Here is a 12,956-nt window from a genome sequence, read left to right as displayed (position 1 = left end):
TCCGCAGGCTACCCCGCCGCCTCCGGGCCGGGCAGGGCGCCGGTGGCGGCCTCCGAGCCGGTGCCGCCGGGCGGGGCGGGCTCGTCCGGTTCGAAGGTGGCGGCCAGCGCGTCGGCCAGCGCCGGGACGAGGTCGGGTCCGAGCAGCACCTCGTCGTCGACGTCGTGGCGGCGCAGCCGCAGGGCGGCGTGCCGGCTGCCGTCGCGCAGCACCCCGACCACCATGCGGACGTCCTCGCGGGCCGGGTGGCCGGCCGCCCAGGCGGCGGCCTCCGCCTCGTCGTCGGGGATCTCCTCCTCGACGTCGGGCGGGAGGACCACCCGTTCCAGCACGAGGGCGCAGCCGGTCACCGCGTCCGGCCAGGCGATCGTGGCCAGCGCGTCCTCCACGGCGGCCTGTTCGGGGAGGGGCGGCTGCTCCAGAGCGGCAAGGGTGTCGACGTCGGCGCTCAGGCCGAGCTGGTCGGCCAGTTCCGGCTCCGCCCGGCGCAGTTCGGTACTCTGCACCAACGCGTAAAGGCGCGGCGCGGTGTCCCAGCCCTCCTGCGCGGAGTGGCGTTCCAGATCCTGTACGACTTCTTCCAGAAGACTCACGGGGCCATCTTTCCCCCAATCGCGCAGAGGAAAGGCGGGAACCCCCCGTCAACTCGGTAAGTTGCATAGACAGCACCGGCGGGCGGCCGGTGGGCACGCACCTTTGAACGGAGGGGCCCCTTGACCTTCCGGACTCCCGCATTCGGGCGCCGGCTCGGGAACGGCCGGAGCAGGCTGGTGGTACCGGTCCTGGTGGCACTGGCCGGGCTCCTGGTCGTCTTCATGCTTTTCACCTCGGTCTGGACCAACCTGCTCTGGTACCGGTCGGTCGGATTCTCGTCGGTCTACACGACGGAGCTGTGGTCGAAGATCCTGCTCTTCGTCGGGTCGGGCGCGCTGATGGCCCTGCTGGTGGGCGCCAACATGGTGATCGCCTACCGGCTGCGGCCGCCGTACCGGCCGCTGTCGGTGGAGCAGCAGGGGCTGGAGCGCTACCGGACCGTCATCGATCCGCGCCGCAAGCTGATCGCCGCCGGTTCCCTCGGACTGCTCGGCCTGCTCACGGGGTCGTCGGTGGCCGGCCAGTGGCCGGTCTTCCTGGCCTTCCTGAACCGGACCCCGTTCGGGGTCAAGGACCCGCAGTTCCACAAGGACGTCTCGTTCTACGTCTTCACCTACCCGTTCCTGCGGCTGGTGCTGGGCGTGGTGTTCGCGACGGTGATCCTGTCGATCCTGGCCGCGCTGATGGTGCACTACCTGTACGGCGGGCTGCGCCTGCAGGGCCCCGGCGACAAGGCCAGCCCTCCGGCGCGCGCCCACCTGTCGGTGCTGGTGGGGCTGTTCGTCCTGCTGAAGGCGGTGGCCTACTGGCTGGACCGGTACGGCCTGGTCCAGTCGGAACGGGGCGTGACGACGGGCGCGTCCTATACCGACATCAACGCGCTGCTACCGGCGAAGACGATCCTGGCGGTCATCGCGGTGATCTGCGCCGGGATGTTCTTCAGCAACCTGCTGCGGCGCGGCATGATGCTGCCCGGAGTGGGCTTCACGCTGCTGGTGCTGTCGGCGGTCCTGCTCGGCGGGGTCTACCCGCTGCTGATCCAGCAGTTCCAGGTCAAGCCGGACGAGCTGGCCAAGGAGCGGCAGTTCATCCAGCGCAACATCGAGTTCACCCGCAAGGCGTACGGGGTCGACACCGCCAAGGTCACCGCGTACGGCGCGCAGCCGGAGAGCGACACGAACAAGCTGCGGGCCGAGGCCGACAAGCTGGACGGCGTCCGGCTGCTCGACCCGAACGTGGTGGGCGAGACCTTCCAGCAGCTGCAGCGGATCCGGCCGTTCTACCGGTTCCCCGACACCCTGGACGTCGACCGCTACAAGGTCGGTGACCGGAACGTGGACGCGATCGTGGCGCTGCGCGAGCTGTCGGGCGCCCCGGCCGGCCAGCGCAGCTGGGTCAAGGACCGGATGGTCTACACCCACGGGTACGGGTTCGTGTCGGCCTACGGCGACCGGTTCGCCAACGGCGGCGCGCCCGAGTTCCTGACCAAGGACATGCCGACCGCGGCCGACTCCCAGATCAAGGTGGACCGGCCGCAGATCTACTTCGGTGAGCGCTCCCCCGCCTACTCGGTGGTGGGCGGCACGGGCCAGCAGGAGCTGGACTACCCCGACAACAGCCCGGCCGGGCAGAAGAACACCACCTACGAGGGCCGCGGCGGCGTCCCGATCGACTCGTTCCTCAACAAGCTGCTGTTCGCGACCCGGTTCCAGGAGAAGAACCTGCTGCTGTCGGGCGCGATCAAGGACAACGCCAAGATCCTCTACAACCGGACGCCGCGGGAGATGGTGCAGCGCTCCGCCCCCTGGCTCACGCTGGACGGCGACCCGTACCCGGCGGTGGTGAACGGCCGCATCCTGTGGATCCTGGACGGCTACACCACCTCCGGCGCCTACCCGTACTCGGAGCAGACCAGCCTCGGGGACGCCACCCGCGACACCATCACCGACACCCGCTCGGCGGTGGCCCGGCAGGCCAACGACCGGATCAACTACATGCGCAACTCCGTCAAGGCGACGGTGGACGCCTACGACGGGACGGTCCGGCTCTACCAGTGGGACGAGAAGGACCCGGTCGCCAAGACCTGGATGAAGGTGTTCAAGGGCACCGTCCAGCCCCGCAACAGCATCACGCCGGAGCTGGAGAGCCACTTCCGCTACCCGCAGGACCTGTTCAAGGTGCAGCGGCAGATCCTCACCAAGTACCACGTGACCGACGCCGCGGCGTTCTACAACGGTGAGGGTTTCTGGGAGGTGCCGGAGGACCCGGGCGCGAAGGGCCGGAGGCAGCCGCCGTACTACCAGAGCCTGCGCATGCCCGGCGGTGACAGCGCCGACTTCTCGCTGACCACGGTGTTCAACCCCCGGGAGAACCCGAACCTGGCGGCGTTCATGGCGATCGGCTCGACGCCCGGGCGCAACTACGGCCAGATCGAGATCCTGCAGCTGCCGCGCAACTCGCCCGCGCAGGGTCCGGGCCAGGTGCAGAACTCCTTCGAGACCGATCCCAAGGTCAAGGGCGACCTGTTCACGCTGCGGCAGGGAGGCACCCGGACGGTCCCCGGCAACATGCTGACGATCCCGTTCGGCAACGGGGTGCTGTACGTGGAGCCGATGTACGCCATGGCGGCGGGCACGACCGAGCAGCAGCCTTATCCGCTGCTGGGCAAGGTGCTGGTCCGCTTCGGCAACGACATCGCCTCCGGCAACGACCTGAAGCAGGCCCTCGACCAGTTGCTGGAGCAGATAGAGACGCGGTCGCCGGGCGGCCAGCCCCCGCCCGACCAGGGCCGGGACCAGGACAGGGACCAGGGGCGGCAGCCCGGCGGGACGGAGCTGAGCGAGCAGGCGCGGCAGGCGATCGAGGAGTTGAAGGCCGCCGTCGCCGACTTCGAGAAGGCTCAGAAGGAGCTGAACTACGAGGAGATGGGCAAGGCGTGGGAGCGGGTCAAGAAGGCCCGCGACGACCTCGCGGCGGCCCAGCAGGCCCCGGCCAGGGCCCCGGCGGCCACGCCGAGCCCGACCCCGTCCGCCGGCGGTTCTCCCTCGCCGTCCGCGTCCCCGTCGGCGTCCCCGAACTGACCGGGCGCTGACCGGGCCCACGGCAGGGCCCGGGAACGCAGGGGAAAGGGCCGCGCGGCACCCGCCGCGCGGCCCTTTCTCAGCGGCGCCGCTTGCGGGCCCGGCGGATCGCGGCGGCGGCGCCGATCGCGGCCACGGTGGCGCCGGCGGCGGTGGCCATGGTGGCCTCCTTGCCGCCGACCCGGCGGCCGACGACCGCGTGCCGGCCCGCGCTCTCCTCGATCATCACGCGGAGCGCGGTGGCGTTGTCGTAGACCGGCTTCCACCCGGCGGCGCGGAGGCGGGCGCAGTCGACCACCCAGGGGTAGGCGACGTAGTGCAGGTCGGTGGCGGGCGCCGGGGTCATGCCGAGCCGGTGCAGGCGCTGGGCCATGCCGAAGGTGAGGGCGGCCGGCAGCTCGATGCTGCGCTTGCCGGTGATCTCGGCGACCTCCTCCTGGCCGAGCCAGCCCTCGCAGCCGACCCCGATGGGGCCCGGAAGGTCCTCGACGACCACCAGTTCCAGCGCTCCGGCCAGGTCCTCGATGTGGCAGAACTGCCAGCCGGGGGTGCTGCCCTTGACCGACAGCAGCCGGGGCGCCTCGAAGTGCCGGGTGATCACGGTGTCGACGGCGGGACCGACCAGGGCGGCCGGGCGGACGACCGTGACCTCCAGGCCCGGATGGGTCAGCGGCGCGCCGACGGCGAGTTCCTCGATCTCCAGGTAGTCGCCGGCGATGCTGCTGTTGGCCTCGGCCAGCAGCGGGGCGTCCTCCGCGAGCGGGGTCTCGTTGCCGGGCCCCGCCCCGTACACCATGGCGCTCGTCACCAGGACCACCCGGCGGACCCGGGCCGCCGCGGCGGCGGTCACCACCGTCTGCGCGCCCCGGACGTTGTGGGTACGGCGTTCGCGCGGATCCACGTCGGGCGAGCGCAGCACGTCCAGGTTGACGATGACGTCCACGTCGGAGAGCCGGTTCGACAGCAGCGGGTCGCGGATGTCCACCACGCGCCAGGTCACGTTCGGCACGTCGCCGCGATGGTCGTCGATCGCGACGACCTTGCGGATCTCCTCGCGCTCGGCCAGCCGCGCGGCCAGCAGCCGGCCCGCGCCGGTGGCCGCGCCGGTGACGGCGACGACCGGGCCCTTGCTACGCCCATGGCGAACCTTGCCCGTTGCCACGGAGGTGCCCCCTTCCTTGTGTACGCGACTTCGCCGGGACCGGCTAACGTTGCGGATATGAGCCCATCATGCATCCCAGGGGCAAACCGATGAGTGACACTCCCTTCGGCTTCAATCGTCCCGGTAACGGCGACGACGACGACAAGCCCCAGGATCCATTCAAGGCCATGGGCGGCGACATGCGGCAGTTCGCCGACATGCTGCACCGCTTCGCCGACATGATCGGTAGCCAGGGTGCCCCGGGCGCCGGTGGCGGCCCCCTGAACTGGGATCTCGCCAAGAACATAGCCCGGCACGCGGTGGCCGAGCAGGGCGACCCCTCGGTTGTGGAGGCCGAGCGGCGGCAGGTCCAGGAGGCCCTGCGCCTGGCCGACCTGTGGCTGGACGAGGGCACCACGCTGCCCGCCGGGATCCGCACCCCGCAGGCGTGGAGCCGTTCGGAATGGATCGAGCAGACCCTGCCGGTGTGGGCGAAGGTGTGCGATCCGGTCGCGACCCGGATGGTCGAGTCCATGGGCGGGGCGCTGGGTTCGGGCGACATCCCCGCCGACATGCAGGCGATGGCCGGGCCGCTGATCGGCATGGTCAAGCAGATGGCCGGCGCGATGGTGGGCGGCCAGGCGGGGCAGGCGCTGGGCGCGCTGGCCCGCGAGGTGGTCGGCTCCTCCGACGTCGGCCTGCCGCTGGCGCCGGACGGCGTGGGGGCGCTGCTGCCCGCCGGCGTGGAGGCGTTCGGCAAGGGCCTGGAGGTCTCCGACGACGAGGTCCGGCTCTACCTGGCGCTGCGCGAGGCCGCCCACCAGCGGCTGTTCGCGCACGTCCCGTGGCTGCGCGCCCACCTGCTGGGCGCCGTCGAGGACTACGCCCGCGGCATCACGGTGGACCTGTCGGGCATCGAGCAGGCGGTTCAGGGCCTGGACCTCAGCAACCCTGAGGCGATCCAGCAGGCGCTCGGCGGCGAGCTGCAGCTGACGCCGGAGGAGACGCCGCAGCAGAAGGCCGCGCTGGCCCGGCTGGAGACGACGCTGGCGCTGGTCGAGGGCTGGGTCGACACCGTGGTCAACCAGGTCGCCGGTGACCGGCTGCCCGGCGCGGTGAAGCTGGCCGAGGCGGTACGGCGGCGCCGTGCGACCGGCGGGCCGGCCGAGCGGACCTTCGCCACGCTGGTCGGGCTGGAGCTGCGTCCCCGGCGGCTGCGCGAGGCGGCCACGCTGTGGCGGGCGCTCACCGAGCGGCGCGGCGTCCAGGGTCGCGACTCCGTCTGGGAGCACCCGGACCTGCTGCCGACCGCCGACGACCTGGACGACCCCGAGGGTTTCGCGCACGGCCGTGCCGAGCTCGACGACCTGGACATCTCCGCGTTCACCGGCGAGTCCGGCAAGCCGGATGAGCCCGGCGAGGCGGGGCCGGACGCGAGCGGGGCGAAGAGCGACGACGACACCGGCGGCGGCGAGAACGGGCCGGAGGGTGAGAACGGGTCCGGCGGGGGCACGCCCGGTGGTCCGGAGCCACGCGCGTGAGGTGCCGGGTGGGTCCCTCGCGCACGCCGGGCTGCCGGTTCGAGGCGGCGACCAGGTCGGCGATGTTCCGGCGGCGGGTGACCGGGGCGGGGCTGTGCTGGCAGCGTCCACGCGACCAGGAGCGGCGCCGCCGGCACCCGGCGACCTCGCTGTACCGGCGCGTCGGCCGCGTATGACCCCGGCGCCCTCGCCTTCGGCGGACGGCGCCGGCCTGCACGCCGACGCCGTCCGGGTGCTGCGCGGGTGGCGGGCGCCCGACGCGGCGCAGGAACGGCTGCGGCTCGACTTCGTCCGCCACCTGGAGGAGCATCCGGACGGGACGTGGCGCGAGTGCGTGCCGGGGCACATCACGGCCAGCACCATCGTGCTCGACGGCTCCCGTTCCCGCGTGCTGCTGACCCTGCACCGCAAGGTCAAGGCGTGGCTGCAGCTCGGCGGCCACTGCGAGCCCGGTGACGCCACGCTGGCCGGGGCGGCGCTGCGGGAGGCGTCGGAGGAGTCGGGGATCGACGGGCTGGCGCTGCCGCCCGTACCGGTACGGCTCGACCGGCACGCGGTCCGCTGCCATCCCGAGGGGTCCTGGCACCTGGACGTGCAGTACGCGGCGTTCGCTCCGCCGGGCGCCCGGCACGCGATCAGCGACGAGTCCGACGACCTGCGCTGGTTTCCGGTGGACGCGCTGCCCGAGCCGACCGACGACGTCGTACGGCGCCTGGTCCGGGATGCGGTCCGCCGGGCGCCCGGCCCCACGGGCTGAGCCGCGCGGCGAGCAGGCGGTCGGGCCGCGCCGCGAGCAGGTGGGCCGAGCAGGCGGGTGTTACCTCGGTACGCCTTCGAGCAGGGCCCGGGTGTTCTCCCATCCCTCCAGGCCGGGGTCCAGGAGGTGGATGTCGGCGGGCGCGCGGAGGCGGTGCCAGCCGGGGCCCTGAGGGATCAGGCCGGGACGCGGCGCGGCGGCGCGGAGCCGTCCCAGCGCGTCGGGGGTGTCGAGATCGACGCCGGCGAGAGCGTCCGACAGCCAGCCGGGCAGCGGGAGACGGGCGGCCAGGGCCACCAGCCCGTTCGCGGCGTTCCTGCCGGTGGTGCCGCCGGTGGCGGCGGCCTGGCAGGCGGCGGCCGGGGCGCCGCCGAGGGCGCGGAAGAGCTTGCCGATCAGCAGCGGCGGCAGGTCCGGCGCGTCGGGGGCGAGCAGCACGGCCTCTTCGGAGTTCAGGGCGTGCAGGGCGGCGAACGCCCCGGCCAGGCCGGGCGCGGCGCCCCCCGCACCGACGCGGACCAGCGGGGTGCCGGGCCAGGTGACCGCCTCGGCCTCGGGCTGCTCGGGCGGGTCGAGCACCAGGGCGGGCGTGACCAGCTCCAGCCCGGCGGCGACCTCGTAGGTGTCCTCCAGCAGGGCGAGCCGGAAATCTTCGGGATCGACCCCGGGCGGGCTCGGCGCGGCCCGTTCACCCTCGCGGGGACGGACGGACAGGACGGCGACGTGGCGGCGGGTGCCGGTGCTCACCCGGCGACCCCGTGCCGGCACTCCGGCGGCAGCTCGTCGCCGGCGACCCCGTCGCCCTCCATCGGGAGGTGGGCGGCGGCGGCCACGCCCTCCAGGTAGCCCCGGGCGCGTTCGGCCTTGGGATAGTTGCCGACGAGTTTCCAGAAGTCCGCGCCGTGGCCGGGGACGAGCAGGTGCGCCAGCTCGTGGACCAGGACGTAGTCGACGACCCAGGAGGGCATGCCGCGCAGCCGGGTGGAGAGCCTGATGGTGCCGTCGTCGGGAGTGCAGGATCCCCAGCGGGTCCGCTGGTTGCCGACCCAGCGCACGCTCGCGGGCACCGCGCGTCCGCCGAGGTGGCGCCGGGACAGCTCGCGGGCCCGGATCTCCAGATCGGCGTCGGACGGACGGCGGCGGCGCTCGCGCTCCTCCAGGCGTTCGAGGATGGTGGCGATCCACTGCTCCTCCTCGGCCTTGCTGAGCCGGGACGGCAGCATCACGACGACCTTGTCCCCATCGCGGTAAGCGGACACCGTCCGCCGCCGGCGGTCGCTACGGCGGACCTCTACGTTAGGGGGCACTCCAGAACCGTACCCAAAAATTTGCTTCCTCCACAGGGGGTGCAGGGAGTTTTCCCAGGTCAAAGCCCTTGTTTTTGAGCATCCCCACACGGTTTCCACAGAGTCTCCGCAGGGTTTCCACACCGGCGCCCGAACCGCTCCCCGGGGGTGGTCTATCCCTTTTGTCCCGGTCTTTCCGGGCTCCGGCGGGGTCGATCTTCCTTTGCCCGGCCGGCGTGATCCGGCCGCGTCCGGGTACGAACCGGCCGGTCGAGACACGGGAGGACGGAGATGAACATGGGCGGGCCCGAGCGGAAGGCCAGCGGTACCGGCGCCGAGACCGCGCCGGAGATCCTGGTGGGGCCGTCGGGCGAGCGGCTCGGCACGCCCCCGCGTTCCCTGGGGACGCGGGTCGCGGGCGCGGCGGCGGGGGCGGTCGCCGGGGGTGCGGCCGGCAGGGCGCTGCGGCCGGTGGCGCGCAGGGCCGCCGGGCGGTTCGGGCTTCCGGCGGGCGTGGTCGTCCGCGGGGTGGAGATCCTGGCACCGATCGTGGTGTCGTCGGCGCTGGCCCGTCTGGCCCGGCGCCGCGCCCGGGGGAAGGCGGGCAGCGGCGCCTCGGTGCCTCCGGCCGCCTCGGCGCCGCCTCGCCCGTGATCCGTCCTACTCGCCCGTGAACCGGGGGCGGCGCTTCTCCCGCTGGGCGGCCAGCCCCTCCAGCATGTCCTTGGAGGCCATGGTGACCGGCTGGGCGAGGGATTCCCAGCGCAGGGCCGACTCCATGTCCGGATGGCCGCCGCCCGACAGCGCGACCTTGGTGAGACGGGTGGCGATGGGGGCCTGCTCGGCGATCCGGGCCGCGACCTCCAGCGCCTCCGGGAGGACCATCTCGCGCGGTACGGCCCGGTTGACCAGGCCGTACGACTCGGCCTGCGCGCCCGTGACGGCCCCTCCGGTGAACAGCAGCTCGCGGGCCAGCGGGAGCCCGGCCACCTCGGGCAGCAGCCAGGTGGTGGCCATGCCGGGATGCAGCCCGAGGGCGGTGAACGGGACGAGCAGCTTGGCGTCCGCCGCCGCGTACCGCAGGTCGCAGGCCAGCGCGAGAGCGAAGCCCGCGCCGACCGCGTGCCCGTTGATCGCCGCGATGGTCGGCACCTCGAGCGCGCGGATCGACAGCCAGGTCCGGTAGAACTCCAGCATCCGGTCGCGCAGCGCCGCGACCGCGACCGCGTTCTTCTCCGCCAGCCAGGACAGGTCCCCGCCGGAGGTGAACGCGGTGCCCGCGCCGGTGACGACCACGCAGCGCAGCCCGTCGTCGGCGCGGAGCCGGGCGACGGTCTCCTTCCAGGCGGCGGTCATCTCGTCGGACATCGCGTTGCGCCGGTCCGGGTCGTTCAGGGTGAGGACGGCGATCCCGCCGGGACGGCGCTCCACCAGCAGGGCATCTGACAGCTCTTCGGGCATGCGCCGCACGCTATCGCGGTGACCCTCGCGCCGACGCACCCGCCACCACACCGCCCCACAGGGTGAGAAAGCGCACACTTACTGCATCGTCGCAGGTGGACATGGTATGGCGGATCGCCATCACCGGGATGTTCAGCATCGTTGTGGCGGAAACGAGACCGGATCACCGACAATGGGCGGCGTGAGCGATCTCCCCCGCCGCGCGGTGACGCGGTCCGCAAAGCTGGCGTCCCTCCCGCTCGGATTCGCCGGGCGAACCGCTCTGGGCGTCGGGAAACGCACCTTCGGGCGGCCCGCCGAGGCGGTCGCGATGGAAATCCAGCAGCGCACCGCCGAGCAGCTGTTCAAGGTCCTCGGCGAGCTCAAGGGCGGGGCGATGAAGCTCGGCCAGATGCTGTCGATCTTCGAGGCCGCGCTGCCTCCGGAGATCGCCGGCCCGTACCGGGCCACGCTGACCAAGCTCCAGGAGGCCGCGCCGCCCCTGCCGGCCGCCGCCGTCCACAAGGTCCTCGCCCAGGGGCTCGGCGAGGACTGGCGCGACCGGTTCGAGTCGTTCGACGACGCCCCGGCCGCCGCCGCCTCGATCGGCCAGGTCCACCAGGGCGTGTGGGAGGACGGCCGCAGGGTCGCGGTGAAGGTCCAGTACCCGGGGGCCGGCAAGGCGCTGATCAGCGACTTCAACCAGCTCGCCCGGCTGGCCAAGCTGTTCTCGGTCCTCATGCCGGGCCTGGACGTCAAGTCGATGCTGGCCGAGCTGAAGGAGCGGGTGGCCGAGGAGCTCGACTACACCATCGAGGCGGCGTCGCAGACCGCGGTCCGGGAGGCCTACCCGGCCGACGACCCCGACTTCTACATCCCCGAGGTGATCGCCCAGTCGGGCGACGTGCTCGTCACCGAGTGGATCGACGGCACCCCGCTCTCGAAGATCATCAGCGAGGGCGAGCAGGAGGAGCGCGACCACGCCGCACTGCTCTACTGCCGGTTCCTGCTGTCGGGGCCCAAGCGTTCGGGGATGCTGCACGGCGACCCGCACCCGGGGAACTTCCGGGTGATGGCCGACGGCCGGCTCGGCGTGATGGACTTCGGCGCGGTGGACCGGATCCCCGAGGACTTCCAGTACCGGATGGGGCGGCTGCTGCGCATCGGCACCATGGCCGACATCGACCAGGTCGAGGACGCGCTGCGCCGGGAGGACTTCATCCGCGAGGGCGTGGAGATCGACGCCGAGTCGCTGCAGGCGTTCCTGGCCCCGATCACCGAGCCGTTCACCACGGACACCTTCAAGTTCAGCCGCGAGTGGCTGCGGGACATGGCCGCCCGGGTCACCGACCTGCGTCCCACCAACGTCGTCCGGCAACTGAACCTGCCCCCCGAGTACGTGATCGTGCACCGCGTCCTGTCGGCCGGCACCGGGGTGCTGTGCCAGCTCGAATGCGAGATCCCGGCCCGCGCCGAGTCGCTGCGGTGGATCCCCGGCTTCGCCGACGACGACCTCCCCGCCATCACGGTGAACGAGGAGGACGAGGGAAACGAGGGGGACGAGGCCGGCGGCGAGCTGGCCGGCTGAGCCGGACCGCCGGACCGCCGGACCGCCGGACCGCCGGGCAGGACGGAACCGGGCGGGACAGGCAGGACGGGCGGGCCGGGCAGGACCGGCCGCCGGATGAGACACGAGCGGGGCCCCGCGCGTTGATGAGACGCGCGGGGCCCCGCTGTCACAGCGCGTACGGCGAGGGGGTCGCCGGACGCGCCTTCGGGTGCCCGCAAGGAGGCCACGGGCCCGCCAAACCATCCAAGAAGGGCGGGCGGCGGCCTGCTACCGCACGGGCTTGGCGGTACGCCGGGCAGGCGGGGAACCGTAGGGGTCCCCGGCCGGGGTGGGCGCCAGCAGGGCGCGGCGGACGCGGGCGGCCCGCGTCCTGGCGTCCCGGCGCGCGCGCCGGAGGGCGCGCACGCGCTGTGCCAGCTCCACCTCAGGGTCCCGTATTCGTTCCCGGGACAGGTTCTGGCTGAGCAAGTTCATCTCGTTCTCCCCGGTGGCCCGGGGGCACGGCCCCACTACGGGGACCGTGCTCCCGGTCTCCACACGGTCGGCTGTCGGCATGGCGGTCATGTGACGCTCACACGGTCACTTCGTCCGGGAGCGGGTTCTTGCGCGGACGTCCGCGGGGCCGCTTGCGCGGGACGATGACACCGCGGACGAACAGTTCGCCGCCCCAGACGCCCCAGGGCTCCTTGCGCTCCAGGGCGCCGGCGAGGCACTCCCTGCGGAGCGGGCACTCCAGGCACAGGGCCTTGGCGAGCTCGACATCGGCGGGAGCCTCGGCGAAGAAGAGCTCCGGGTCGGTCCGGCACGGAAGCGTGAGGTCCTCCTCGCTTACTGCGAGAGCCCCCTGCATCACAGTCACCCTTGTTCCTCTCGTTGGTTCGCAACGGGTGTGTCGGTGTTTGTGCGGGCAAACAAGAAGGCCGCGGATCCGGTGTCGGATCCGCGGCCTGGGGGCTTGCCGGTGTCTTTCTAGACCGGTCGCCTCCAGGGGTACGGACCCGAGCCACCCTTGATGGAGGTGGCGTCCACGTGGGCCGTGGCCGGAGCGCTGGGGTTGGCGCCTTCGAATCGCTGCTCGAAGACACTCGTCCCCTGCGCAACCTGGGCTTCCTGCACAGTGCTGGTTTCTTGCGCAGCCTGGACTTCCTGGACTTCCTGCGCGGCGCGCAGGCCACGAAGGTCACGCAGTCGGCCGCCGAGCGACTCGTCCGCGGACCACTCGATGACCGGCATGGCGCCATACGGCATCTGAGTGCCGCCGCGCAGGACCGCCGCGCCGCCGCGCAGGCTCCCCGTCACCGGGGTGGCGAGCGCGCCGCCATAGCTCATCGGGGAGCCGGGGCATGCGGGGGCCAGGGTCGGCGCTGATTTCGTCAACGTGCTGATCACCGGACTGCACACCACCTTCCTGGCTCCTCGGGGGCCCACCGCCGGATTCAAGATCCGTACGGGCGGGCCGTCTGATCGCTCGCGTCGAGAGTACGGTGACTTCCACAAATCAAGCAAGGCATTTTTGACCTGCGGCTTTGTGGGTCACTTCACGGGAT

14 protein-coding genes are annotated in these 12,956 nt (G+C 72.6%); 6 read left to right on the top strand and 8 right to left on the bottom strand.

The genetic code is table 11. The annotated features are described in order from the left end of the window. Window positions 1-8: 8 nt before the first annotated feature. Window positions 9-593 (bottom strand): PPA1309 family protein, encoded by a 585-nt coding sequence (locus tag IW256_RS07730; RefSeq protein WP_307828784.1) that lies wholly within the window; start codon window positions 591-593, stop codon window positions 9-11. 120 nt (window positions 594-713) lie between these two features. Between IW256_RS07730 and IW256_RS07725 the strand changes: the two genes are divergently transcribed. Further along, a complete protein-coding gene (locus IW256_RS07725) occupies window positions 714-3,674 on the top strand; it encodes a UPF0182 family membrane protein (RefSeq protein ID WP_197010295.1) in 2,961 nt (986 codons plus the stop codon). Window positions 3,675-3,753: 79 nt separating this feature from the next. Here the strand turns inward: IW256_RS07725 and IW256_RS07720 are convergent, their stop codons facing one another. After that, complete coding sequence (locus tag IW256_RS07720; RefSeq protein ID WP_197010294.1) at window positions 3,754-4,836, bottom strand: NAD-dependent epimerase/dehydratase family protein; 1,083 nt, start codon at window positions 4,834-4,836, stop codon at window positions 3,754-3,756. Window positions 4,837-4,925: 89 nt separating this feature from the next. Here IW256_RS07720 and IW256_RS07715 point away from each other — a divergent pair, with 89 nt between their 5' ends. Genes IW256_RS07715 through IW256_RS07705 form a run of 3 tightly spaced genes read left to right on the top strand, consistent with a single transcriptional unit; the run spans window position 4,926 to window position 7,113 of the window. Next, on the top strand, window positions 4,926-6,356 hold the full coding sequence (locus tag IW256_RS07715) for a zinc-dependent metalloprotease (RefSeq protein WP_197010293.1): 1,431 nt from the start codon (window positions 4,926-4,928) through the stop codon (window positions 6,354-6,356). 8 nt (window positions 6,357-6,364) lie between these two features. After that, entirely contained in the window at window positions 6,365-6,532 is a 168-nt protein-coding gene (locus IW256_RS07710) for a hypothetical protein (RefSeq protein WP_197010292.1), read from the top strand. After that, complete coding sequence (locus IW256_RS07705) at window positions 6,529-7,113, top strand: NUDIX hydrolase (protein ID WP_197010291.1); 585 nt, start codon at window positions 6,529-6,531, stop codon at window positions 7,111-7,113. The genes IW256_RS07710 and IW256_RS07705 overlap by 4 nt, the downstream gene beginning before the upstream one ends. Window positions 7,114-7,173: 60 nt before the next feature. Here IW256_RS07705 and IW256_RS07700 read toward each other — a convergent pair whose 3' ends face one another. Together IW256_RS07700 and IW256_RS07695 are read right to left on the bottom strand one after the other, a co-directional pair. Then, a complete protein-coding gene (locus IW256_RS07700; RefSeq protein WP_307828783.1) occupies window positions 7,174-7,860 on the bottom strand; it encodes a hypothetical protein in 687 nt (228 codons plus the stop codon). Then, window positions 7,857-8,372, bottom strand: a complete 516-nt coding sequence (locus IW256_RS07695; protein WP_197016164.1) for a M48 metallopeptidase family protein — start codon at window positions 8,370-8,372, stop codon at window positions 7,857-7,859. The genes IW256_RS07700 and IW256_RS07695 overlap by 4 nt, the downstream gene beginning before the upstream one ends. 324 nt (window positions 8,373-8,696) lie before the next feature. Here IW256_RS07695 and IW256_RS07690 point away from each other — a divergent pair, with 324 nt between their 5' ends. Next, a complete protein-coding gene (locus tag IW256_RS07690) occupies window positions 8,697-9,053 on the top strand; it encodes a hypothetical protein (RefSeq protein WP_197010290.1) in 357 nt (118 codons plus the stop codon). Between the two features lie 6 nt (window positions 9,054-9,059). On the opposite strand, the gene IW256_RS07685 is transcribed toward IW256_RS07690, so the two are convergent. Beyond that, window positions 9,060-9,860: an enoyl-CoA hydratase/isomerase family protein gene (locus IW256_RS07685; RefSeq protein ID WP_197010289.1), complete on the bottom strand. Its 801-nt coding sequence runs from the start codon at window positions 9,858-9,860 to the stop codon at window positions 9,060-9,062. A 181-nt stretch (window positions 9,861-10,041) separates the two neighbouring features. On the opposite strand from IW256_RS07685, the gene IW256_RS07680 reads away from it, so the two are divergent. Next, the gene (locus IW256_RS07680) at window positions 10,042-11,427 is read left to right on the top strand and encodes an ABC1 kinase family protein (protein ID WP_307828782.1); all 1,386 of its coding nucleotides are present in this window, start codon (window positions 10,042-10,044) and stop codon (window positions 11,425-11,427) included. Between the two features lie 249 nt (window positions 11,428-11,676). Here IW256_RS07680 and IW256_RS07675 read toward each other — a convergent pair whose 3' ends face one another. From IW256_RS07675 to IW256_RS07665, 3 genes are all read right to left on the bottom strand, one after another. Further along, a complete protein-coding gene (locus IW256_RS07675) occupies window positions 11,677-11,883 on the bottom strand; it encodes a hypothetical protein (protein ID WP_197010287.1) in 207 nt (68 codons plus the stop codon). 97 nt (window positions 11,884-11,980) lie between these two features. Beyond that, window positions 11,981-12,259, bottom strand: coding sequence for a WhiB family transcriptional regulator (locus IW256_RS07670; protein WP_197016163.1), 279 nt, complete (start codon window positions 12,257-12,259; stop codon window positions 11,981-11,983). A 119-nt stretch (window positions 12,260-12,378) separates the two neighbouring features. Beyond that, window positions 12,379-12,798, bottom strand: a complete 420-nt coding sequence (locus tag IW256_RS07665) for a hypothetical protein (protein ID WP_197010286.1) — start codon at window positions 12,796-12,798, stop codon at window positions 12,379-12,381. Between the last annotated feature and the right edge of the window lie 158 nt (window positions 12,799-12,956).

The sequence above is a fragment of the Actinomadura viridis genome (assembly GCF_015751755.1).
Taxonomy (GTDB): domain Bacteria; phylum Actinomycetota; class Actinomycetes; order Streptosporangiales; family Streptosporangiaceae; genus Spirillospora; species Spirillospora viridis.
This window is presented reverse-complemented; position numbering and strand designations above follow the sequence as displayed.

Excerpts from the sequence above, each read along its gene's own strand:
- IW256_RS07715 (WP_197010293.1), top strand. The coding sequence starts at position 4,926 with ATGAGTGACACTCCCTTCGGCTTCAATCGTCCCGGTAACGGCGACGAC.
- IW256_RS07705 (WP_197010291.1), top strand. The coding sequence starts at position 6,529 with ATGACCCCGGCGCCCTCGCCTTCGGCGGACGGCGCCGGCCTGCACGCC.
- IW256_RS07690 (WP_197010290.1), top strand. The coding sequence starts at position 8,697 with ATGGGCGGGCCCGAGCGGAAGGCCAGCGGTACCGGCGCCGAGACCGCG.
- IW256_RS07685 (WP_197010289.1), bottom strand. The coding sequence starts at position 9,860 with ATGCCCGAAGAGCTGTCAGATGCCCTGCTGGTGGAGCGCCGTCCCGGC.
- IW256_RS07675 (WP_197010287.1), bottom strand. The coding sequence starts at position 11,883 with ATGAACTTGCTCAGCCAGAACCTGTCCCGGGAACGAATACGGGACCCT.
- IW256_RS07670 (WP_197016163.1), bottom strand. The coding sequence starts at position 12,259 with ATGCAGGGGGCTCTCGCAGTAAGCGAGGAGGACCTCACGCTTCCGTGC.